The sequence below is a fragment of the Pantoea sp. EKM103V genome (assembly GCF_011800365.1).
GTDB lineage: Bacteria > Pseudomonadota > Gammaproteobacteria > Enterobacterales > Enterobacteriaceae > Pantoea > Pantoea anthophila.
The window spans coordinates 175,888-198,524 of record NZ_JAALFQ010000006.1; the positions used below are offsets into that span (position 1 = coordinate 175,888).

The 22,637-nt window shown below is 58.4% G+C and carries 20 protein-coding genes; 10 read left to right on the forward strand and 10 right to left on the reverse strand.

What is annotated here, in order from left to right; genetic code table 11:
- Positions 1–30 precede the first annotated feature (30 nt).
- Positions 31–807, forward strand: coding sequence for a pimeloyl-ACP methyl ester esterase BioH (gene bioH, locus HFD97_RS14215; RefSeq protein WP_046100728.1), 777 nt, complete (start codon positions 31–33; stop codon positions 805–807).
- Between the two features lie 170 nt (positions 808–977).
- Positions 978–1,247 (forward strand): YdgH/BhsA/McbA-like domain containing protein, encoded by a 270-nt coding sequence (locus tag HFD97_RS14220; protein ID WP_009087712.1) that lies wholly within the window; start codon positions 978–980, stop codon positions 1,245–1,247.
- Here HFD97_RS14220 and HFD97_RS14225 read toward each other — a convergent pair whose 3' ends face one another.
- The 4 genes from HFD97_RS14225 to yjbE all read right to left on the reverse strand — a co-directional run bounded on the left by HFD97_RS14225 (position 1,248) and on the right by yjbE (position 6,394).
- Complete coding sequence (locus tag HFD97_RS14225) at positions 1,248–2,933, reverse strand: alpha-amylase family glycosyl hydrolase (RefSeq protein ID WP_167432090.1); 1,686 nt, start codon at positions 2,931–2,933, stop codon at positions 1,248–1,250.
- A gap of 128 nt (positions 2,934–3,061) precedes the next feature.
- Positions 3,062–5,389 (reverse strand): Tex family protein, encoded by a 2,328-nt coding sequence (locus HFD97_RS14230; RefSeq protein WP_140029822.1) that lies wholly within the window; start codon positions 5,387–5,389, stop codon positions 3,062–3,064.
- 103 nt (positions 5,390–5,492) lie between these two features.
- Positions 5,493–5,966 carry a transcription elongation factor GreB gene (gene greB, locus HFD97_RS14235; RefSeq protein WP_009087707.1) on the reverse strand — a complete coding sequence of 158 codons (474 nt, stop codon included), beginning with the start codon at positions 5,964–5,966 and terminating at the stop codon, positions 5,493–5,495.
- 179 nt (positions 5,967–6,145) lie between these two features.
- Positions 6,146–6,394, reverse strand: coding sequence for an exopolysaccharide production protein YjbE (yjbE, locus tag HFD97_RS14240; protein WP_009087705.1), 249 nt, complete (start codon positions 6,392–6,394; stop codon positions 6,146–6,148).
- Positions 6,395–6,930: 536 nt separating this feature from the next.
- Between yjbE and ompR the strand changes: the two genes are divergently transcribed.
- Together ompR and envZ are read left to right on the forward strand one after the other, a co-directional pair.
- A complete protein-coding gene (gene ompR / locus HFD97_RS14245) occupies positions 6,931–7,650 on the forward strand; it encodes a two-component system response regulator OmpR (protein WP_003853014.1) in 720 nt (239 codons plus the stop codon).
- On the forward strand, positions 7,647–9,017 hold the full coding sequence (envZ, locus tag HFD97_RS14250; RefSeq protein WP_009087704.1) for a two-component system sensor histidine kinase EnvZ: 1,371 nt from the start codon (positions 7,647–7,649) through the stop codon (positions 9,015–9,017). The genes ompR and envZ overlap by 4 nt, the downstream gene beginning before the upstream one ends.
- A gap of 36 nt (positions 9,018–9,053) precedes the next feature.
- On the opposite strand, the gene pckA is transcribed toward envZ, so the two are convergent.
- The 5 genes from pckA to HFD97_RS14275 form a co-directional block, all read right to left on the reverse strand.
- Positions 9,054–10,673 (reverse strand): phosphoenolpyruvate carboxykinase (ATP), encoded by a 1,620-nt coding sequence (gene pckA / locus HFD97_RS14255; protein ID WP_009087703.1) that lies wholly within the window; start codon positions 10,671–10,673, stop codon positions 9,054–9,056.
- A gap of 367 nt (positions 10,674–11,040) precedes the next feature.
- On the reverse strand, positions 11,041–11,907 hold the full coding sequence (gene hslO / locus HFD97_RS14260) for an Hsp33 family molecular chaperone HslO (RefSeq protein WP_009087701.1): 867 nt from the start codon (positions 11,905–11,907) through the stop codon (positions 11,041–11,043).
- Between the two features lie 49 nt (positions 11,908–11,956).
- Entirely contained in the window at positions 11,957–12,358 is a 402-nt protein-coding gene (hslR, locus tag HFD97_RS14265; protein ID WP_009087700.1) for a ribosome-associated heat shock protein Hsp15, read from the reverse strand.
- A 13-nt stretch (positions 12,359–12,371) separates the two neighbouring features.
- Positions 12,372–13,019: a GMP/IMP nucleotidase gene (gene yrfG, locus HFD97_RS14270; protein ID WP_009087698.1), complete on the reverse strand. Its 648-nt coding sequence runs from the start codon at positions 13,017–13,019 to the stop codon at positions 12,372–12,374.
- A gap of 56 nt (positions 13,020–13,075) precedes the next feature.
- The gene (locus HFD97_RS14275) at positions 13,076–15,211 is read right to left on the reverse strand and encodes an intracellular growth attenuator family protein (protein WP_111207883.1); all 2,136 of its coding nucleotides are present in this window, start codon (positions 15,209–15,211) and stop codon (positions 13,076–13,078) included.
- Positions 15,212–15,602: 391 nt separating this feature from the next.
- Here HFD97_RS14275 and nudE point away from each other — a divergent pair, with 391 nt between their 5' ends.
- On the forward strand, positions 15,603–16,166 hold the full coding sequence (nudE, locus tag HFD97_RS14280) for an ADP compounds hydrolase NudE (protein ID WP_046100723.1): 564 nt from the start codon (positions 15,603–15,605) through the stop codon (positions 16,164–16,166).
- A gap of 54 nt (positions 16,167–16,220) precedes the next feature.
- On the opposite strand, the gene mrcA is transcribed toward nudE, so the two are convergent.
- Complete coding sequence (gene mrcA / locus HFD97_RS14285) at positions 16,221–18,770, reverse strand: peptidoglycan glycosyltransferase/peptidoglycan DD-transpeptidase MrcA (protein WP_009087693.1); 2,550 nt, start codon at positions 18,768–18,770, stop codon at positions 16,221–16,223.
- Positions 18,771–18,886: 116 nt separating this feature from the next.
- Between mrcA and pilM the strand changes: the two genes are divergently transcribed.
- Genes pilM through hofQ form a run of 5 tightly spaced genes read left to right on the forward strand, consistent with a single transcriptional unit; the run spans position 18,887 to position 22,296 of the window.
- A complete protein-coding gene (gene pilM / locus HFD97_RS14290; RefSeq protein WP_167432089.1) occupies positions 18,887–19,705 on the forward strand; it encodes a type IV pilus biogenesis protein PilM in 819 nt (272 codons plus the stop codon).
- Positions 19,696–20,235, forward strand: coding sequence for a PilN domain-containing protein (locus tag HFD97_RS14295; RefSeq protein ID WP_167432088.1), 540 nt, complete (start codon positions 19,696–19,698; stop codon positions 20,233–20,235). Before pilM ends, HFD97_RS14295 begins: the two co-directional genes overlap by 10 nt.
- Entirely contained in the window at positions 20,228–20,716 is a 489-nt protein-coding gene (locus tag HFD97_RS14300; protein ID WP_167432087.1) for a hypothetical protein, read from the forward strand. The genes HFD97_RS14295 and HFD97_RS14300 overlap by 8 nt, the downstream gene beginning before the upstream one ends.
- Positions 20,706–21,086: a HofP DNA utilization family protein gene (locus HFD97_RS14305; protein ID WP_167432086.1), complete on the forward strand. Its 381-nt coding sequence runs from the start codon at positions 20,706–20,708 to the stop codon at positions 21,084–21,086. Before HFD97_RS14300 ends, HFD97_RS14305 begins: the two co-directional genes overlap by 11 nt.
- Positions 21,028–22,296: a DNA uptake porin HofQ gene (gene hofQ, locus HFD97_RS14310; protein ID WP_167432085.1), complete on the forward strand. Its 1,269-nt coding sequence runs from the start codon at positions 21,028–21,030 to the stop codon at positions 22,294–22,296. The genes HFD97_RS14305 and hofQ overlap by 59 nt, the downstream gene beginning before the upstream one ends.
- The last annotated feature ends 341 nt before the right edge of the window (positions 22,297–22,637 follow it).

Genomic DNA, 22,637 nt, shown 5'->3' on the forward strand with positions numbered 1-22,637 from the left:
ACCTCCTTATCATTTTCGGGATAGTAACTGATGACGTCGCTCTACTGGCACACCTGCGGAGAAGGAAAACGCGATCTTGTGCTGCTGCACGGATGGGGGCTGAATGCCGAAGTCTGGCAAAGCATTATTCCGCGACTCAGCCCGCATTACCGCCTGCATCTGGTCGATCTGCCGGGCTATGGCCGCAGTCAGGATGCGGGTGCGCTGACGCTGACACAGATGGCAGAGGCGCTGCTGCCTGCGCTGCCCGCACAGGCGATCGTCATGGGGTGGTCTCTGGGCGGACTGGTGGCGACACAGCTGGCGCTGACCGCGCCAGAAAAACTGGCTGCACTGATTACCGTTGCATCGTCGCCCTGTTTCACCGCCACAGAGCACTGGCCCGGCATTAAACCCGAGACGCTGCAGAACTTTCAGCAGATGCTCAGCAACGATTTTCAGCGCACGGTGGAGCGCTTTCTGGCGCTGCAGACGCTGGGCACCGAAACGGCGCGCGCCGATGCACGGCAGCTGAAAGAGGTGGTGCTGTCGCAACCGATGCCGGAAGTGGCGGTGCTGGATAGCGGACTGGAGATTCTGCGTCAGGTCGATCTGCGCAGCGCGTTACCGCAGATCGGGCTGCCGTTCCTGCGTCTCTATGGCGCACTCGATGGGCTGGTGCCGCGCCGGATTGCTGCAGAGATTGATGAAATGTTGCCAGCCTCGCCTTCAGTCGTTATCGACAAGGCAGCACATGCACCTTTTATTTCCCATCCAGACATCTTTTGTCAGCATATTATTAACTTTATCAGTGATTTGCCGGGATAATGAGGCTTTAAGTTGGCAAAATCGCTGGCAGCAGCAATACTTCTCTCTGTGAGCAAGGCCGCTGCAAATTTATGTGATTAGTCACGGAAATGACTATGCCGTTCCATACTGCCTTACGCGTTTAGCGGCTGCTTACATCTCACAATGGATCATGAATGAGGGTAAACATAATGAAGGTTTTTAAATGGGTTGTGGCTTCAATGATGATGGGCGCGATTTCATTTTCTGCGATGGCAGCGAAAGAAGTCACCAAAGAAGAAGTTAAATCAATGAACCTGCAGAAGATTGGCACTGTTAACACCACAGCGGAAACCACCTCGCCAATGGATGCTAAAAAAGTGCTGTCTCAGCTTGCTGACGAGAAAGGCGGTAAATACTACCTGGTGATCGCGGGTCGCGAACACGGTAAATTCAGCGCCACCGCTGAAGTCTACAAGTAATCAGCGTAGCCACATGAACTGCCAGGCATCCAGCTTAACCGGCTGGGTGCCATCCATCTTCTCTCCGCTTATCAGATCCTGCCACATACGTGCCTCAGGTAGCGGTGTCTCCACCGGCCGTCCACTGAGATTAAACACGCAGAGCAATCCTTCATCGCTGTCCGGCGAATGACGTCTGAGTACCAGCAGGGCATTTTCGCTCTCTGAGATCGTCATCGGATTATCGGGATGAAAAGCAGGCTGGCGACGGCGCAGCTGGATCAGCTGACCGAGCCGGATATAGATCTGCTGACGCAGCCACTCTTCCCCCGCCAGCGCCGCTTCTATCGTCTGCAGATCATACTTCTGGCGATTAATCGCCCGGTTGTGTCCGGCGGCACGTACCCCATCGTAATCATTTCGCCCGCCCACAATGCTCTGGATATAGATGGCCGGCACGCCAGGGAACACCAGCAGAATGGCATGGGCCAGTAAAAAACGTTTCAGCCGCGTGGCGTCGTCGTCCGCCTCACGGTTTAACGCATCCAGATAGGTGACGTTGATTTCATACGGGCTGGTGGTGCCGTCCGGATTATTTTTGTAGGAGACCAGCGCACCCTCCAGTGCCAGGTCGCGCACCAGCGCCACGATCTCCACCTCCGACAAAATTCCGCGCGCCGGATTCAGGCCGATACCATCGTGGGACGCCAGAAAGTTAAAAAAGGTGGTGTCATTGCTGCTGAGATCCAGCGAGCTGGCCCACTGCCGCAGCGCGCGCGCCGAGCCGGTATGAATCGCATGCAGCACCAGCGGCGGCAGCGAAAACTGATAAACCATCTGCGCCTCATCGTGGCCGTTGCCCAGGTAACTGATGTTGTCCCGATGTGGCACGTTGGTCTCCGTGATAATCACCGTGCCAGGGGCGACCTGGTCGGCAATCGCGCGAAAGAGCTTCACCAGCTGATGGGTTTTTTCCAGGTGAATACAGCGCGTGCCGGGCGTTTTCCACATGTAGCCGACCGCATCGAGCCGCACGTAGTCCGCGCCGCGTATCAGGTAGTCGAGCAGCACCCCGACCATGCGCAGCAGCACCTCAGGATTGGCAAAGTTCAGGTCGATCTGATCGGCGCTGAAGGTGGTCCAGATAAAGCGGGTGTCACCATCGGCCATCTGAAAAGGGGTCAGCAGCGGCGAGGTTCGCGGACGGGTGACGGCGCTGAGGTCAGTGGCGGGCGGCATGCTGATAAAGAAATCGTCCCAGCCGGGGTCCTGCGCCAGAAAGTGGCGGAACCAGGCGCTCCGCGACGACATATGGTTGCAGACAAAATCGAACATCAGTCGGGTTTCCTGATGCAGGCGGGCAACGTCCTGCCAGTCACCGCACAGCGGATCAACCTGATGGTAATCAATGACAGAAAAGCCGTCGTCAGACGACCAGGGAAAGAAAGGCAGCAGGTGAACCAGCGGAAAGAGGGATTGCAGATGCTGCTGATAGAAGCGGGAAAAGGTCGTGAGTGTGGGCTTGCCGGTTTCCCGAAACTGATCGGCATAGGTGATGAGCACCACATCCTGCTCGTCCCAGTGCGCCTTGCGCGGCAGCTTGATGGCGTCGCGGGCGGTGGCGATCTCACTCAGCAGGCGCGTCAGGGTAGCCTGGGGAAAGGTGCCGGCATAAATCTTATCAATCAGATCGGTGATCGTTTCCATCGTGAGTTGGATGCCACAGCAGATGTTGTTTTTATGACAGGCGTCTTTTTAGCGTAGCGTTATGGCGGGGATTTTCAACCGGGGAAAGCGGCGGGAACAGGGGGCCAGCGTGCGGCCCCCTGATAAGCTTAGCGTTTTTTACCGAACGCGGCGGCCAGGGCATCACCCATTGCGCTGTTACCCGCAGAGGCGCTGACCGGACGCGGACGGCCTTTCGCGGCAGCCGGACGTTTCTCGTCACGCGGCGCGCCATTTTTCGCGCCGCCACGCGCATTGCCTTCACCTGGCTGCTCATCGAGACGCATGGTCAGGGCAATACGTTTGCGCTGCAGATCGACTTCCATCACTTTGACTTTGACGATATCGCCCGCTTTTACCACCTGATGAGGATCTTCCACGAAGCGGTCAGAGAGCGAGGAGATATGCACCAGGCCATCCTGATGCACGCCGATGTCCACAAACGCCCCGAAGTTAGTGACGTTGGTAACGCTGCCTTCCAGAATCAGGCCCGGCGTCAGGTCGCTCAGCGTCTCGACGCCTTCGGCAAACTGCGCCGTCTTAAACTCAGGACGCGGATCGCGGCCCGGCTTCTCCAGCTCTTTCATGATGTCGGTTACGGTCGGCAGACCAAAGCGGTCATCAATGAAATCGCGCGGGCTGAGATTGCGCAGGCTGCCCGCATTACCCATCAGGTCGCTCAGCGCCTGTTCGGTAGCGGCCAGAATGCGCTCGACCACCGGATAGGCTTCCGGGTGGACCGTGGAGGCGTCGAGCGGGTTATCGCCGTGATTGATACGCAGGAAGCCCGCGCACTGTTCAAAGGCTTTTGGTCCCAGGCGGCTCACTTTCAGCAGCTGCTGGCGGTTGCGGAAGCGGCCATTTTCATCCCGCCAGCCGACAATGTTCTGCGCCATCATGCGCGTCAGGCCCGCGACGCGGGTCAGCAGCGGCACCGAGGCGGTATTCAGATCCACGCCGACGGCGTTCACACAGTCTTCCACCACCGCGTCGAGTTTCTTCGCCAGCTGGCTCTGGCTGACATCATGCTGATACTGACCGACACCGATCGATTTCGGATCGATTTTCACCAGCTCAGCAAGCGGGTCCTGCAGACGTCGGGCAATCGACACCGCGCCGCGCAGAGAGACATCCAGATCCGGGAACTCCTGCGCCGCCAGTTCAGAGGCGGAGTAGACGGACGCGCCCGCCTCACTGACAATCACTTTCTGCGCCGTGACCTGCGGGAACTGCTTCTGCAGATCGAGGAAAAAGCGCTCGGTTTCGCGGGATGCGGTGCCGTTACCAATTGCCACCAGCTCCACCTGATGCTTAACGCAGAGGGCCGCAACGGCGGCGGCGGCTTTCGCGGCCTGACCGGTGTGCGGATAGACGGTGTCGGTCGCGACTACTTTGCCGGTGGCATCAACGACGGCGACCTTAACGCCGGTGCGCAGGCCCGGGTCCAGTCCCATGGTGGCCCGCATGCCCGCGGGCGCGGCCATCAGCAGATCGTGCAGGTTACGGGCAAAAACGTTGATCGCTTCATCTTCTGCGCGTTCGCGCACCGTGCCCATCAGCTCGGTTTCCAGATGCAGCATCACTTTGATGCGCCATGTCCAGCTCACGACCGCTTTACGCCAGCTGTCTGCCGGGGCGTTGTTCAGGCGCAGGTTCAGGTGTTCCGCAATCAGCGTTTCGCCGTGGCTTTCACGCGGCGCTTCATCAAACTGCGGGTCAGCATTCAGCGAGAGTTGCAGAACGCCTTCGTTACGGCCGCGCAGCATCGCCAGTGCACGGTGTGACGGCACGCTGCTCAGCGCTTCATGGTGGTCAAAGTAGTCACGGAACTTCGCGCCCGCTTCCTCTTTCCCTTCCACCACGCGCGACACCAGGTGAGCATTTTTCCACAGATAGTTACGCACTTTCGCCAGCAGCGCCGCATCTTCAGCGAAACGCTCCATCAGAATGTAGCGGGCGCCATCCAGCGCGGCACGCACGTCAGCCACCCCTTTGTCGGCATCGACATATTGTGCAGCCAGCTGCTCAGGGGTGTGAGACGGATCCTGCCACAGCGTGTCCGCCAGCGGCTCAAGACCCGCTTCAATCGCGATCTGTCCACGCGTACGGCGCTTCTGTTTGTAGGGCAGGTAGAGATCTTCCAGCTCGGTTTTGCTGAGGGTGGTGTTGATCGCGCGGGCGAGGTCGTCGGTGAGTTTTCCCTGCTCGTCAATCGACTTCAGAATCGACTGGCGTCGCTCTTCAAGTTCACGCAGATAGCTGAGGCGGGTTTCCAGCTGGCGCAGTTGGGTATCATCCAGCCCGCCGGTGACCTCTTTACGATAGCGTGCGATAAACGGCACGGTATTCCCTTCATCCAGCAGGCGAACGGCGGCGTCAACCTGTTCGGGACGCGCCTGCAGCTCACTGGCTATTATCTGGCTCAGAACGTTCATCATCAGGACTGTCTTGCTTTCCGGGTTGAGAAATAGCGGACAGTTATACGGATTGATGGTCAAAATTGCCAGAGACGCTGGCGGCTTTCAGCCATAATCTGAAACGTTATTGCGGGTAATCAATCGCGTTGACATACCAGAGCGCCGGACCCACTGGCGTCTCGACGGTGGCAGCATCGCCCACCTCTTTTTTCAGCAGTGCCCGCGCCATCGGCGAGTCGATGGAGATGTAATCCTTGCGGCCAAAAATCTCATCGTAGCCCACGATGCGGAAGCGTTTGAGGTCGCCCGCATCGTTTTCAATTTCCACCCAGGCACCGAAGAAGACTTTGCCATCCTGCTGGGGCGAGTAGTCAACAATGCGCAGCTGCTCAAGACTTTTGGTCAGGTAGCGAACGCGACGATCAATTTCCCGCAGCCGTTTCTTGTTGTACTGATAGTCGGCATTTTCACTGCGATCGCCAAGGCTGGCAGCCCAGGTCACCTTTTTGGTCACTTCCGGTCGCTCTTCACGCCAGAGGTAGTCGAGTTCCGCTTTCAGCTTATCGAAGCCTTCGCGGGTAATCAGTCGGGTTTTCATGCTAATCCGGCCAGCCAAATCAAAAGAGAAACAGTGTAAGGCAAACAGGGCGCGGCAAAAAAGAGTCGGGGAAGGGGTTTTTAAAGCTAAAAACCCGCGTTGACTTCCCCGGCGGCGAAAGGGGTGCTGCTGAAGCGTAATCTGAAGCCAGTCACAGGACGCTGGCCAATAAAACAGACTTATTTTCCGGCGTGAGTCGCCGTGGTGGTCGAGGTGCCGGTGCCATGTCCGTCACCGCCGCCGCCGCCCATGGTCGCCAGCGCAACGCCCAGCAGGGCTGCGACTGCGCCAACGCCAATGGCGTCAGAGTTACCTTTAGCGGTTGAGGTTGCCGCTGCACCGGCCGCTTCACCGGTCGCTGTGGCAGCATAACCTGGGCTAACGCTGCCTAATGCCAGCGCGCTCAGCAGTAAAATCGTTTTTTTCATTGTGTAATCCCCGTTGAGACGTCGAATGGTGCCTGAGCAGTCTGGTTGAAAACGGAGAAGGCGAAAAGTTGGCTTTACTGATTGATTTATGTGACTTTAATTTCAACTGGCCTTGCTGTGAGAAGCACTGAAATTAATCCGAGATGAGGATGGCGTCCCGGACGCTTTTGCTGGAATATTATGCTGTCTGAATGCGGGCAGGATAGATTATCTGGAGCTTATCCATAATGATGACTCCGTTTTAAGCCAAATTAACTGCTAAGCCGCTGAATTTATTCATCGAATAAATGCCGGTCCGCTTCTGACGCCAGCGATTCTGAGAAACAGGGCCGTTTTTTCAGATTTGCCGTATCCTGCCCTGTCGCCGGTAAAAAGGGTGAGCCTGGCCCCGAAATTGGCCCGAAATTAAATATAAGCTCCTGTTTAATATGCTTTGTAACAATTTTGGCTAGAATATAAACCATTAATGACTGTCACTATAAGGCATCTTTTTTTAACAATGTTGGCTCAGGCAATAGCGCCTTTGGGAGTTGAAAATGCAAGAGAACTACAAAATTCTGGTCGTCGATGATGATATGCGTCTGCGTGCTCTGCTTGAACGCTATCTCACCGAGCAGGGCTTTCAGGTGCGCAGTGTCGCTAATGCCGAGCAGATGGATCGTCTGTTAACCCGTGAATCCTTTCATCTGATGGTGCTCGACCTGATGCTGCCGGGTGAAGATGGCCTCTCTATCTGCCGTCGTCTGCGCAGTCAGAGCAACCCGATGCCTATCATTATGGTGACGGCCAAGGGTGAAGAGGTCGATCGTATCGTCGGGCTGGAGATCGGCGCGGACGACTACATTCCTAAACCCTTTAACCCGCGCGAACTGCTGGCGCGTATCCGCGCGGTGCTGCGTCGTCAGGCCAATGAACTGCCCGGTGCACCGTCGCAGGAAGAGGCGATTATCGCCTTTGGTAAATTCAAACTTAATCTCGGCACCCGCGAGATGTTCCGTGAAGATGAGCCGATGCCGCTGACCAGCGGTGAGTTCGCCGTGCTGAAAGCCCTGGTGAGCCACCCGCGTGAGCCGCTGTCGCGCGACAAGCTGATGAACCTGGCGCGTGGCCGTGAATACAGTGCCATGGAGCGTTCGATCGACGTTCAGATCTCACGCCTGCGTCGCATGGTGGAAGAGGACCCGGCGCATCCACGTTACATCCAGACCGTCTGGGGTCTGGGCTACGTCTTCGTGCCGGACGGCAGTAAAGCATGAGGCGACTGCGCTTCTCGCCACGCAGTTCGTTTGCGCGCACCCTGCTGCTGATCGTGACCCTGCTGTTTGTCAGCCTGGTCACGACCTATCTGGTGGTGCTGAACTTTGCCATCCTTCCCAGCCTGCAGCAGTTCAATAAGGTGCTGGCATACGAAGTACGTATGCTGATGACCGACCGGCTGCAGCTGGAGGATGGCACGCAGCTGGAAGTGCCTCCGGCGTTTCGCCGGGAAATCTACCGCGAACTGGGGATCTCGCTCTACACCAATGCAGCAGCAGAGGAGAGCGGATTGCGTTGGGCGCAGCACTATGAATTCCTGAGTGAACAGATGGGGCAGCAGCTGGGCGGGCCCACCGATGTGCGGGTCGAGGTCAACAAAAACTCGCCTGTGGTCTGGCTGAAAACCTGGCTGTCGCCTGATATCTGGGTGCGGGTGCCCCTGACGGAAATCCATCAGGGCGACTTCTCGCCGCTGTTCCGCTATACCCTGGCGATAATGCTGCTGGCGATTGGCGGCGCCTGGCTGTTTATCCGCATCCAGAACCGGCCGCTGGTGGATCTGGAGCACGCCGCTCTGCAGGTCGGGCGCGGGATTATTCCGCCGCCGCTGCGCGAGTATGGCGCGTCCGAAGTCCGATCGGTGACCCGGGCCTTTAACCAGATGGCGGCCGGGGTAAAACAGCTGGCGGATGACCGCACGCTGCTCATGGCGGGGGTCAGTCACGACCTGCGCACGCCGCTGACCCGTATTCGTCTCGCCACCGAGATGATGAGCGAGCAGGATGGCTATCTGGCCGAATCGATTAACAAAGATATCGAAGAGTGCAACGCCATCATCGAACAGTTCATCGACTACCTGCGCACCGGTCAGGAGATGCAGACCGAGCGCGCCGACCTGAACAGCGTGCTGGGCGAGGTGGTGGCCGCAGAGAGTGGCTACGAACGTGAGATCGAAAATGCGGTGATGCCGGAAGAGTTAATGCTGGATATCAACCCGCTGTCGATCAAACGCGCACTGGCTAACCTGGTGGTCAACGCCGCGCGATACGGCAATGGCTGGATTAAAGTCAGCAGCGGACGGGAACTGCATCGCGCCTGGTTTCAGGTGGAAGATGACGGGCCGGGTATTAAGCCCGATCAGCTGGCGCATCTCTTCCAGCCGTTTGTGCGCGGCGACAGTGCCCGCAGCACCAGCGGAACCGGTCTCGGCCTGGCGATTGTACAGCGTATTATTGATGCGCATCAGGGGTCGCTGGAGATTGGCGAGAGCGAGCGCGGGGGATTGCGTATTCGCGCCTGGTTGCCGTTAACGGAAAATATGGCGCTGAGCCATAACAACGGCAGCAACAGCGTCTCAGGCGGATAAAACGGGCGCGGCAGGAGGACTGCCGCGCCCGTTCCGTCAGCGTTGCGGGCCCGCTTTTACCAGCGCTGCACCGGCTGCGTTATCGGTGTACTTATCGAAGTTATCAATAAAACGCTGCGCCAGCCCTTCGGCGGCGGCGGTCCACTTCTCTTCACTCTCCCAGCTGCGACGCGGATCGAGCGTCTCACTGTCCAGCTCACCCAGTGTCACCGGCATCTGCAGATTGAAGATCGGCAGGGTTTCTACCGGCGCATCATCCAGTTCACCCGCCAGGATCGCGTTGATGATGGCACGGGTATTTTTCAGCGAGATACGCTTGCCGCTGCCGTTCCAGCCGGTATTGACCAGATACGCCTGCGCACCAGACGCCTCCATCCGCTTCACCAGCACTTCGGCATACTGCGTCGGGTGCAGGGTCAGGAATGCGGCGCCAAAACAGGCAGAGAAGGTCGGTGTCGGCTCAGTCACACCACGCTCGGTTCCGGCCAGTTTGGCGGTAAAACCGGACAGGAAATGATACTGTGTCTGCTCCGGCGTCAGACGGGAAACCGGTGGCAGCACCCCAAACGCATCGGCGGTCAGGAAAATTACCTTCTTCGCATGGCCCGCTTTTGAGACCGGCTGCACGATGTTGTCGATGTGATTGATCGGGTAAGAGACGCGGGTGTTTTCGGTTTTGCTGCCGTCGGCGTAATCCACGCTGCCATCTTCGCGCACCACCACATTCTCCAGCAGCGCATTACGGCGAATGGCGCGGTAGATCTCCGGCTCAGCCTGCTCTGAGAGGTTGATGGTTTTGGCGTAGCAGCCGCCCTCGAAGTTAAACACGCCGTCATCGTCCCAGCCATGTTCATCATCGCCAATCAGCTGGCGGTCAGGATCGGTCGAGAGTGTGGTTTTCCCGGTGCCCGACAGGCCAAAGAAGACCGCCACGTCGCCCGCTTTGCCAACGTTGGCAGAGCAGTGCATCGAAGCGATGCCTTTCAGCGGCAGCAGGTAGTTCATGATGGCGAACAGACCTTTCTTCATCTCGCCGCCGTACCAGGTGCCACCAATCAGCTGCATGCGCTCCGTCAGATTGAAGGCGACAAAGTTCTCAGAGTGCAGACCCTGCGCCTGCCAGTCCGGGTTGGTGCATTTCGCGCCATTCATCACCACAAAATCGGGCGTGAAGTCGGCCAGCTCAGCGTCGGTCGGCTGGATGAACATATTTTTGACGAAGTGGGCCTGCCAGGCCACTTCGGTGACGAAACGCACGCTCAGACGGGAGTCAGCATTGGCACCGCAGAAGGCATCCACGACAAACAGGCGCTTGCCGGAGAGCTGCCGGGTGACGCAGCTTTTCAGCGCGTTCCAGGTCTCCTGCGACAGGGGCTGGTTGTCATTTTTGCCGGTGCCCTGGTCGTTCCACCACAGGGTATCGCGCGTGGTGTCGTCACGCACAATGTACTTATCCTTTGGCGATCGCCCGGTGAAAATCCCGGTGTCTACTGCAATCGCACCGCTCTGCGTCAGGGTGCCACGTGCAAAACCTTCGAGGTCCGGGCGCGTCTCTTCCTGAAAGAGCGTGTCGTAATCAGGGTTGTAAACCACTTCCGTGGTATCCACGATGCCCAAAGCGGCAAGGTCTTGCGAGGTCAGGCCGTTAACGCGCATTTTACTGCTCCTTAAATCGGTGTCTGTTCTGCAAAGCAGAGATAGGTTGGGATCGTACGGCCGGCTGTTGCACTGATGCGACGACGCACTGAAAAGTCACAGCGCGTCGTCACCTCAGCCTGCAGGCACAACCAGGCTTATCAGGGCTTCTGCCTCTGCCTTCCGGGCGGCTGCACGATCGCGCGCAGTTTACTCTTCTGCGTTGAGGGAAAAAGGGCAGCGATCTAAAAATGCGACTCAGGGCGCGTTAAGGCTATGTTTCGAACGTTTTAAAGATGTTATGAAAGTAAAAAAAGATAATTTGCCTGAGAAATTATGGGGATAGGAGGGGGAGAGGAAAACGGGGCGGCAGACGCCGCCCGGTGAATCAGTGCAGACGCTCGTCATTCCCGTGAGAATGACTGCGAATCGCCGCGATATCGACCGCGTCAAACACGTAGTCTGAACCGCAGTAGTCGCAGTGCATGTCAATTTTGCCATCTTCCGCAATGATCTCATCCACCTCTTCCTTCGGCAGCGTGGTCAGCACTTCACCACAGCGTTCACGCGAACAGGTGCATTTGTAGATGACCGGCTGCGGATCATAGAGGGTGACCTCTTCCTGATGGTAGAGACGCCACAGCACCTCATTGGCCGGCAGGGTGATCAGCTCGTCGGTTTTGATGGTTTCCGTCAGGGTCGCGAGGTGGTCGAACGCCTCTTTCTCTGTCTCCTGTGCCGGCAGAACCTGCAACAGGATACCGGCGGCGCCCTGGTCGCTGGTGCGGATAAACAGCCGCGTAGGCAGCTGCTCAGAACGCATGAAGTAATCTTCCAGGCATTCCGCCAGCGTTTCACCTTCCAGTCCCACCACGCCCTGATAGCGTTCACCTTTTTCAGGGGAAATGGTGATCACCAGGTAGCCGTTGCCCACCATGCTTTTCAGGGTGCTGTCGGCCGGGATGTCGCCTTTAATGCGCGCCACGCCACGCAGCTCCTGATTGTTGTTGCCGTTGATCACCGCCAGAGAGAGCGGACCGTCACCCTGCAGCTGCACGGTAATTTCACCGTCAAACTTCAGCGTGGCAGTCAGCAGGCTGGTGGCGACCAGCATCTCACCCAGCAGCGTCTTAACCGGAGCCGGATAGTCGTGGTTCTTCACGGTTTCACGCCAGGTGTCGGAGACGTTCACCAGCTCGCCGCGCACAGCGGCATTTTCAAACAGATAACGGTGCAGTTGATCCTGGACTGACATATTTTTTCTCTCACTGGAACGGGGCGATGGCGCGTCCGCGAAGACGGCATTACTCATCGCCCGATAATTTAAACTTCATCAAATCGCGACGCTCTTTTTTGTCAGGTCGCCGATCGGGATGGGGCATAGTCAGCGCATTCAGTTTGCGTGCCTGCGCCATTTTTTCGCGTTTCTCGATACTGGCATCGGTTTCGCGGTAGAGCTGCTGTGCCTCGCTGGCGGGGCGGCGCTGAGCGCTGATATTCGCCACCACCACGGTGCGTTCATCGTTGCCCTGACGCACGGTCAGTTCCGCATTCAGCTCGACGATCTTGCCGGGTTTACTGCGCTGACCGTTGTAGTGCACTTTGCCGCCTTCAATCATCTCCCGCGCAATCGCCCGGGTTTTGTAAAAGCGCGCCGCCCACAGCCATTTGTCGAGGCGAACCTCTTCGCTGCTTTTCTCTTTCATTGCTGCTCCTGACTCAGATCAGCGTCCGGTAGTCGCCGGTGGCGCGGTGACGCTGAAAGATTTGCTCAGGACGACCCGAATCGGGATTTTTTACGCCTAAGCACCAGCCGATGCCCCATGACGCCGCAGCATCCAGAATCACTTCGCTGTCGTCGATAAACAGCGTGCGCGGCGCAGAAAAGCCGGTGTGCTGTTGTACCGCCTGCCACAGACGCGGGTCTTCTTTCGGATACCCAAAGGTATGGGTGGAAAGTAATAAATCAAGGTGTGGCGCTAAACCTGTCTGCGCCAGTTTGACGTCGAGATTATAGGGATGCGCGTTGGTCAGCAGGATGGTGCGCTTGCCGGCGCGACGCAGCGCCTGCAAAAAGGGCAGGGTGTCGTCACGCAGTGCGACCCGGCTGCGCATCGCCCAGGTCATGGCACGGATGTCCAGCGCCAGCGCCTCTGCCCAGTAATCCAGACAATACCAGTTTAGCGTATGGGCGACGGCCTGATACTTTTCCGTGATGATCCGGTCAGCGTCAGCCAGGGTGATGCCGCGCTGCTGGCTGAGCACCGCGGGCACATGCTCCAGCCAGAAATGACGATCAAACGCCAGATCCAGCAGCGTGCCATCCATGTCGAGCAGCACGGTGTCAATTTCAGACCAGTTGAGCATCGTGGCTCTCACCCTGTAAAAAAACCGGGCGACAGGGTAGCACAGAAGGGCAGGGCTCAGAATATCGAGCGCACGCTCTGCAAAGTGCTGAGATTATGGTTGAAACACTTGTCGTAGTAGAGCTGGATATCGATCATGCGCTGGCGATTACGGTGCATGCGGCGCAGAGCCAGCAGTCCGTTGATCACGCCGCAGGCCAGCAGCACCATCAGCAGCAGTACGGTGCCGAGATAGCGCCACTGCGCCATGGCATCCGGTTCATTGTGCAGCGCGATGTGACGCGTGCCGTTGGCATCGGTGGTGATGCTGGTGATGATGCCGCTGGCGCTGAAAGGCGTATGCAGCAGCATGGCGGAGATGCGCTGCAGCTCATGCCACTGAGCGGGCGGATCGAGATCGAACAGTGACACGGCAGGCTGAGGCTGACTGACCAGCTGGCGACCCTCGTCACTGACGATCAGGAATCCTCCCGGCGGCGGGCTGTTGAGATTTTCAGCCGCACGGCGGGTTTCGCGGAAAAAGAAGGTCGAGGTGGCGGTATTCACCAGGTTCTCCAGTGCTTCCGCACTGACCGGTCGCAGCAGCACGTTCATGCCGTTTAGCTGGCCGGAGTCGGCGCGGCGCATCAGCGCCTCCCAGTCTTTGGCGTTGCCCAGGTTTACCAGCGCGTTTTTCAGGCGCACGCAATCCTGCGGCTGATTACAGAGATCCTGGGTCTTCATGACCAGATCGGAGAAGTCATCCAGCAGAATCATGCCGGACTTCTGGATCGCTGACGCCAGCTGCGGGTTCAGTTTGGGATCGGTATTGGTTTCCGGGTGCAGCTGCCGGGTCGTGGTATCCAGCAGGGCGGCGGCTTTATCAATGATGTCAGATTGCGGCTGCGGCAACGGCTTCGCGTTATTCCAGTAGATGGCCGAGCAGTCGAACGGCATAAAGGCGTAACTCCGGTTACTCTGGTAGTTGTCCGGCACTGAACACATGCCGGTACCGCTCACCTTCAGGCTGTCGCCAATATTCAGGGCCACGCTGCTGAGTTTATCGACGCTGTTGACCTCCAGGCTGTCGGTGCCTCTGGCCCAGGCGAGACTGAGCTTGATCGGCATCCCGAGCGGGATCCAGGTGACCAGCAGGGTCAGCACCAGCAGCGAGCCGCAGGCCAGCACCACATTTTTCCGCCAGCGCTGAATCGGGAAATTTTTGACCTCATCCTGCAGGGATAAAAAGCGGCCCTGACGCACCACCTGACGATTAAGGTAGATCTCCACGTCGGTCACCTGACCGAGGTCGTGCGCAACATAGGGCTGCCAGTGCGCCGGATAGGCGAGATCGATAATTCCCAGCGTGATGTTGCTCTGCTCCTGGTTCGATTCGCTGAACAGGCCCCAGCGCTTCGGCGCGCCGCGCAGGCAGTGGATGTCACGCAGGCCGCGCTCACCCGGAATGCGATAGAGCAGCCACAGGCTGGCTGCGATCATTCCCGCACCGGCCAGCACCAGCCAGATCATCAGAGTCGTGGGCACCAGCAGGCTGAAGAAGAACAGTAAGAAGGCAAGCGAGATGATGACCCCTTCACGCGTGCCGTCTGGCCGCGACAGGCGATACTCTTCCGGGGTCTCTTTACGCACCTGCAGCAGTTCAACGTTTTCCGTTTCTGCTTTGCGGATCGAGGCGTTGGTCGACACCGGACGCATCAGCGTCGGCAGGGACTGCTGATCCACCGCGTAATCCACCAGCGAATGGCCGTTGAGCGAAATCACCAGCGGAATGGATTGGGTGCGGATCAACTCGACGTAGTTTTCGTCGGTGATGTACTGCTCCCACAGCGGCGGAAGATGAACTTCGACTTCATCCAGATAGTAACGCCATTTATGGGGATCGTCCGTTGAGAGGCCGTAGCGGGTAATGGCGCGGGTCACCGGATAGACGTTGTTGCTCTGCGCGGTCAGCGTCAGGCGTTCAGACGCGCTGCGCTTGTCGGTCGTCACGGCGGTGCGGGGCTGTTTTGCCAGTGCGGTGACATATTTGTCTACCGCCTCGCGCTCCTGAGGGGAAAGCTTACGGCAGGGCGGACTGATAAATGGCAGCGGTTTCGCCAACGGCGGACGATGCCGCATAGCGTACCAGAACCCAATACCTGCCAGGATTGAACAGGTCAGCACTATGGCCAGGATCATAAAGATTGTGCTCATGCTCTGCTCAATTCAGCCAAAATGCTGCCTTCACTTTAAACGTACGCTCCGGGGGATGCTCACTTCTGAAGAGGCATTCCGGAAGATTATATAATCCTGAGGAGTCAGACACCCGATTAAATAGTGCCAGGGAATATCTGATTAGCATTTATTAAACCCTGCCTTGTCCGAATGGTAACCGGCTCAGACTGGATTAAATATCGGTATTATCTGAAACTTATCGCAGCATATTGACTAATGCAAATTTAGTCTTAACTGATAACCAAAGGCCGTTATTCAATTGCCGGAATCTATGTAACGATATCGTTATGGTGAGACTGTCGCACAATTGCCTGGGGTTAGGTATGCTAATTCGTTCCTGATAGCCGGCGCAGAAACTTTTGAGGCTGATATGAAAATTCCAAAAAAACCTGACATCCTCAATATCACCGCCGTGGCGCGTTCACGGCTGTTTACCGTTGAATCGGTCGATCTCGCCTTCAGTAATGGGGCGCGTCGCGTCTATGAGCGCATGAAGCCGTCAGAACGTGAAGCGGTCATGATTGTGCCCATTATTGATGACCATCTGATCCTGATTCAGGAGTATGCCGTCGGACTGGAAACCTATGAACTCGGGTTTCCCAAAGGGCTGATCGATGCAGGCGAAACCGTGAATGAGGCGGCGGTGCGTGAACTGAAAGAAGAGGTCGGTTTTGGGGCTGAGCACCTCACGCCGCTGGGCAAGCTCACGATGGCCCCCTCCTACTTTTCCAGCAAAATGAATATCGTGGTGGCAGAAGGTCTCTATCCCGATAAGCTGGAAGGTGACGAGCCGGAGCCACTGATTGTTCACCGCTGGCCGCTGAGCGATATGCTGTCGCTGCTGGAGGAGCCCGATTTTCGCGAGGCACGCAACGTCAGTGCGCTCTTTATGGCGCGCGAATGGCTGGTGAAGCAGGGGCGTCTGCGCTACTGAATAAAAAAGGCCGACTGATGTCGGCCTTTTAACAGGGTAGGTGTGTGGGTCACATCAGAACAGCTCGTGACTCTCGCCGTTGTCCATAATGGTGGTGCCCACATCATGAACGGAATACTCGGTCGGCTGGGTGCCGTTGATGAAGTACTCCTGACGCGTATTGCCTCCGCCATTTGCCAGCTTGCCGGTGCTGCGGTCAATCGTGACCGTGACCACGCCATCCGGCGGCGTTAACGGCTGCACCGGTACCCCCTCCAGCGCACTCTTCATATATTCATCCCATGCCGGTTGCGCACTCTTAGCGCCGCCCTCATAGCCTGAAATCTGATCGGGAATCGCACCGGAAAGGGTGCTGCGGCCTAAATTGCGGCGCGCATCATCAAAACCGATCCAGACGGAGGTCACGACGCCAGGGCCATAACCCGAGAACCAGGCATCTTTCGAGCTGTTCGTGGTACCGGTTTTCCCGCCAATGTCATTACGCTTGAGGTCACGCCCGGCACGCCAGCCGGTTCCCATCCAGCCCGGTTCACCGAAGATGTTGCTGTTCAGTGCGCTCCTGATGAGGAAGCTGAGCGGGGTGTTGATGACATGCGGGGCATATTGCTGTTCGCCCTGCTGTGCCTGCGCCGGAACCTGCTCCAGTGCAGGCTGTGGCACCGCCTGGTTCTGATTGCTGTCTGACGCGGCCACGTTCTCAACGCTCTCTTCGTTCAGCGCCAGCGCTTTCTTCGTTTCGCCGTAGATCACCGGCAGATTGCACTGCGGACAGGCGATCTTCGGTTTCTCTTCAAAGACAATGCCGCCCTGTTCATTCTCAATCCGGGTGATGAAGTACGGGTCAATCAGGAAGCCGCCATTCGCCATCACGGAGTAGCCGCGCACCACCTGTAACGGGGTGAACGAGGCCGCCCCCAGGGCAAGCGACTCGGTATGAATAATGTTCTGCGCCGGGAATCCAAAGCGCTGCAGATACTCTGCGGCATAATCCACGCCCATGGCGCGCATCGCACGCACCATCACCACGTTTTTCGACTGGCCAAGTCCCTGACGCAGGCGAATCGGTCCATCGTAGGTTGGCGGGGAGTTTTTCGGACGCCAGTCGGCACCCGCACCGGCATCCCAGCGTGAAATCGGCACATCGTTCAGGATCGACGCCAGCGTCAGTCCGCGATCCATCGCGGCGGTGTAGAGGAACGGCTTGATGTTAGAGCCGACCTGGCGCAGTGCCTGGGTTGCACGGTTAAACATGCTCTGGTTAAAGGCGAAGCCGCCTACCAGCGCCCGCACCGCACCATCATTCGGATCGAGTGAGACCAGCGCCGAGTTCACATCCGGTACCTGGCCCAGCCACCACGCATCACCCACTTTGCGCACCCAGATCTGCTGGCCTGGCTGCAGCACCTGCGTCACGCTTTTCGGCGTCGGGCCCTGCACGGTGTCAGACTTATAAGGACGCGCCCAGCGCACACCCGCTAAGGCCAGCGACACATTGCTGCCATCTTTCATCATCACGGTTGCTTCATCACTGCGTGCTTCCGTGACCACCGCCGGATAGAGCGGGCCATAGACCGGCAACGCACTCAGCGCTTTCTCGATCTTAGTCTGATCCCAGGCGGGCTCGCCCACCCGCCACAGCACGCTGGTCGGGCCGCGATAGCCATGACGCATATCGTAGGCGATGACGTTGTTACGCACCGAAGTCTGAGCCGCTTCCTGCAGGCGACGGGTCACGGTGGTGTAAACCTTATAGCCGTCGGTGTAGGCGTTGTCGCCGTAGCGCTTCACCATCTCCTGGCGCACCATCTCGCTGAGATAAGGGGCAGAGAAGGCGATTTCCGGGCCATGATACTTCGCCACCAGCGGCGTATTGCGTGCCTCATCATACTGCTGCTGCGTGATGTAGTGCTGATCCAGCATACGCGCCAGCACCACGTTGCGACGCGACAGGGCGCGGCTCGGCGAGTAGAGCGGGTTAAAGGTGGACGGCGCTTTCGGCAGACCGGCAATCATCGCCATTTCACTCAGCGACAGCTGGTCAACCGGCTTACCAAAATAGACCTGCGAAGCCGCACCGATGCCATAAGCCCGGTAGCCGAGGTAGATCTTATTCAGGTAGAGCTCAAGAATTTCATCCTTATTGAGTAACTGCTCAATGCGGATTGCCAGAAACGCTTCCTTTATTTTACGCATCAGGGTGCGTTCCGGACTCAGGAAGAAGTTACGGGCCAGCTGCTGAGTGATGGTACTTGCCCCCTGGGAGGCGTGACCGGAAACCAGCGCAATGCTGGCCGCACGGAAAATCCCCACCGGGTCCACACCGTGGTGCTCATAAAAACGGCTGTCTTCGGTTGCAATAAACGCTTTCACCATCACAGGTGGCACTTGCTGCAGGGTCAAAGGAATACGGCGCATTTCGCCATACTGGGCGATCAGATCGCCATCGGCGCTGTAAACCTGCATAGGGGTTTGCAGACGCACATCTTTCAGCGTGTTGACGTCAGGCAGCTGTGGCTCGATGTACTTGTACAAGCCATAAATCGAGCCAGCTCCCAACAGGATGCAACACACTGTAAGGATCAATAAATACTTTACGAACTTCACCTGGAGTTTCCCATCTATTGTCGTTTGAGCAGTTTATAAACAACCGCGCGGTAGTATAAAGGCAAGCCAGACGCTTTGATATGTCCATTTTCCCGGACGATAAGGAGATCGCGCGCATGGCTTTTCATACCTGGCAAATCGGGCTGGATATTCAGAACAGGCAGATGTGTGGCCTGGCCCTCCAGCGTCGTCGTGATGGCTGGCAGCTACGCCACTGGTGGCTGCAACGGCTGCCGCAAGATACGTTAAGAAACGGCGTGCTGCAATCTTCGCCTGAATTACAGGCGGTCCTGACAGCCTGGCGTCAGCAGTTGCCGCGCCGTTACTCGCTGAGGGTCGGGTTCCCCGCCCGGCTGGTGCTGCAGCGGCCGCTTCCCCTGCCCGCACAGTCACTCAGGGAGCCAGCGCTGGGCCACTACGTGCAGGTGGCCGCGCGTCGTCTCTTTCCGCTGGAGCCTGACACGCTGGCGCTGGACTATTACGAGGAGGCCGGAAACCGTCAGCTCTGCGTCACGGCGGCCCGGCGGGAGAGTGTTGACCAGTGGATGATGCCCCTGTTACAGGCGGGATTCAGGCCGCAGGTGCTGGAACTGACCACCGATGCGCTGAAGCGGCTGGCCCGGCAGGCGCGACTGCCGGGCGGCACGGTGCTGGTGCTGCAGCAGGAGGGGCGCTGGCTCTGGAGCGATGCGCAGACCGCAGCAGAGTGTGACGACGCCACCACGCTGGACGCACTGAAACAGCAGGCCTTTCCCCGGGCAACGGCCATCGCCTGGTGTGCCGCCACGCCAGCCGCGCTGCCCGCTGACGCTGTCGCGTTTTCCCCTTTTGATCTGCTTCGTTATCAGCAGCCCCCGTTGCCCGCGAATCCGGGAGCCTTTGCACTGGCGACCGGGCTGGCACTGACCAGCGGAGATGACCCGGCGTGGCGGTAAATCTGCTGCCGTGGCGGCAGCAACGGCGGCAACGGCAGCGACGGCAGAACCTGCTGGTGCTGGCTCTGGTGGCGGGCGGTCTGCTGCTGCTGGTGATGCAGCAGGCGTACCGGGTCCATGAGGCGCGCCAGCGGATAGCGCAGGAGAGCAGAATGCAGCAGCAGGCGCTGGAGACACTGGCTGCGCGTTTAGCGCAGCAGAAGCAGCTGCTGGAACAGCTCGCGCTTCTGCAAAAACAGCAGGCGAAGCAGCGTGACAAGGCTGCGCAGCTGGCCGGGTGGCAACAGTTCTGGCGCGATCTGCCCGGCATGCTGCCCGACACCGCCTGGCTGACCCGGCTGGAGAAGCGCGATAACCGCCTGATCCTGGAGGGGCAGGCGCAGGATATGGCAGCAATCAGGCAGTTTCGCCAGCAGCTCGCTACCGCCGCCCTGTTGGGGCAGGTGCAGCAGGGTGGGGTCCGGCGTCAGGCGGATGGCCGCTACCATTTTTCGCTACGGGCGCAGATAGCCGGGGGACGCGATGATTGATCGCTGGTGTCAGATGGCGGCTGTTCCGCGCTACGGCCTGCTGCTCCTTCTCGCGTTGGGTCTGCTTTTGCTTATCTGGCTGTCGGGCTTACGGCCTCAGCAGCAGGCACTGGCCGCTGAACGGGCGGCGCTGTCACAGTTAACCCGAACTCTGCAGCAGGGCCAGCAGCAGTGGCGTCAGCATCCCGCTATCGCGCAGCTGCAGGCGCAGCGGGAGACGATGCAGCTCGCTCTGACTCGCGCAGCCGCATCGGAGGGGGCTATCGACGATATTCTGGCGGGCCGCTCTCACCAGCTGGAGGCGTGGCAGCCGGATGGCCCCGCCCGCCTGCTGACGCTGCATCTGCCCTGGCAGGCGTTCCGCACTCTCTTTGCTGAATTTGCCCAGGCTTCTGCGCCATTGCCTGTGCATTTCCTGCTGCTGGCGCAGCCGCACGACCTGGAGGCGCAACTCTGGCTGGAGCCAGCCGATGCGCCATAGCCTGCTGATTCTGCTGTTGTGCTGGGGGGATGTGCTGGCACGCGATCCCTTCCGGCCTGTTGCCGGTTCCCTGTGTCAGGAGGCGGTGGCCCCGCTCACCGGCTGGCGTCTGCAGGGGATTGCCGGGCGGGAAACCCGCTATCAGGCCTGGCTGCTTACCCCGCAGGGAGAACGCGTCACGGTGGGCAGCGACAAGCCTTTTCCGCTGACGCCCTGGCAACTGGTGGCGATCACCTCCCGCAGCCTCACGCTTGCCGTGCCAGTGAGCTGTCACGCTCAGCGAACCACATTTTATTTAAAAGGATATGCGCATGTTAAGGATAGCGACCCTGCTCCTCATCAGCAGCCTGCAGCCGGTTTACGCCGCTGACGAGGCGCCGCTCAGCCTCGCTTTTGACCACGCACCGGTGGAACAGATTCTGCAGGCGCTGGCTGACTATCAGCAGGTCAATCTGCTGATCGCGCCTGAGGTTGAGGGGACGCTATCGCTGCGGCTGGATAACCTGCCGTGGCGTCAGTCACTGGCGCTGGTTGCGCGGATGGCAAAACTGACGGTTATTGAGCAGGATAATGTTCTGCTGGTCTATCCGCTGCGCTGGCAGCAGGCACAGGACGCGGCCCGGGAGGCGGAGCGACAGGCGCAGTTACAGCAGACACCTTTGCAACAGCGCACGGTCACACTCCGTTATGCCAGCGCCAGCGACGTTCATGCCAGCCTGCTGAGTGAACGTCAGTCACTGATGACGCCGCGTGGCAGCGTGACGGTGGATAAACGCACCAACGCGCTGCTTCTGCGCGATACCGCCGCGGCACTGAAAGAGACAGTACGCTGGATTCAGGGGCTGGATCGGCCACTGGAGCAGATTGAACTCTCTGCCCATATCGTCACCATCAGTGAGGAGCACCTGCAGGAGCTGGGGGTGCAGTGGGGCATGCTGGCGGGAGACGCTGCGGTGACAGAGAGCCTGCATCATCCCCGGCTCGCTGTTCCGCTGGCAGTAAGTTCACCCGGTATCAGCGCGGGGATGGCGCTGGCGCGTATCGGCGGCGCCCTGCTGGATCTGGAGCTGAGCGCCCTGGAGCAGGAGAACCAGATTGAGATCATCGCCAGTCCGCGCCTCTTCACCTCGCACCAGCAGACCGCCTCGATTAAGCAGGGCACTGAAATTCCCTATGAAGTGTCGGCAGGCAACAGCGGCGCTACCTCGATTGAGTTTAAAGAAGCGGTGCTGGGCATGGAGGTGACGCCCACTATCGCCGGAAACGGCCGCATCCGGCTGAAGATCCATATCAGTCAGAATATGCCGGGGCGCAGCATCCGGACCGGTGACAGCGACATCTTATCCATCGATAAACAGGAAATAGAGACCCAGGTCACGGTCAGCGACGGACAAACGCTGGCCTTAGGCGGCATCTTTCAGCAGCAGCGAAACCGGGGAGAGAACAGGGTGCCGCTGCTGGGAAAGGTGCCGCTGATTGGCGGACTGTTTCGCCAGCAATCGGCGCAGCGCAAAAAAAGAGAGCTGGTTATCTTTATTACGCCGCGATTGGTCAGGGAAGCAGCGCTTACGACGGGATAAAACGGAAAATGAGGCCCTCGGGGTCATCTGCGTTGACGCAGAAGAGGAATTAGCTTACAAGGTTTAGCGATTTTCAATACGGTGTAACCGTCTGAACCGGATAAATCCCGGTTAACAGATCAGACAACTCCTCTGTAAGCAGCGTGGTAAAAGACGCAGCGCTGGCGCGTTACAGTTTCGCGAACACAGGCCAATTCAGAAATGGATGTGCTGAAGGCAATATAATCGGTTGCCAAACAGCCTTGAGTGTTGAGATAATTTTTCATCTGACTCTTGCTAACGCTCATGAGGTCTCAGTTCCTGTCCCGCCAGCAAAAGCTGAACGCGGGGTATCATTAACG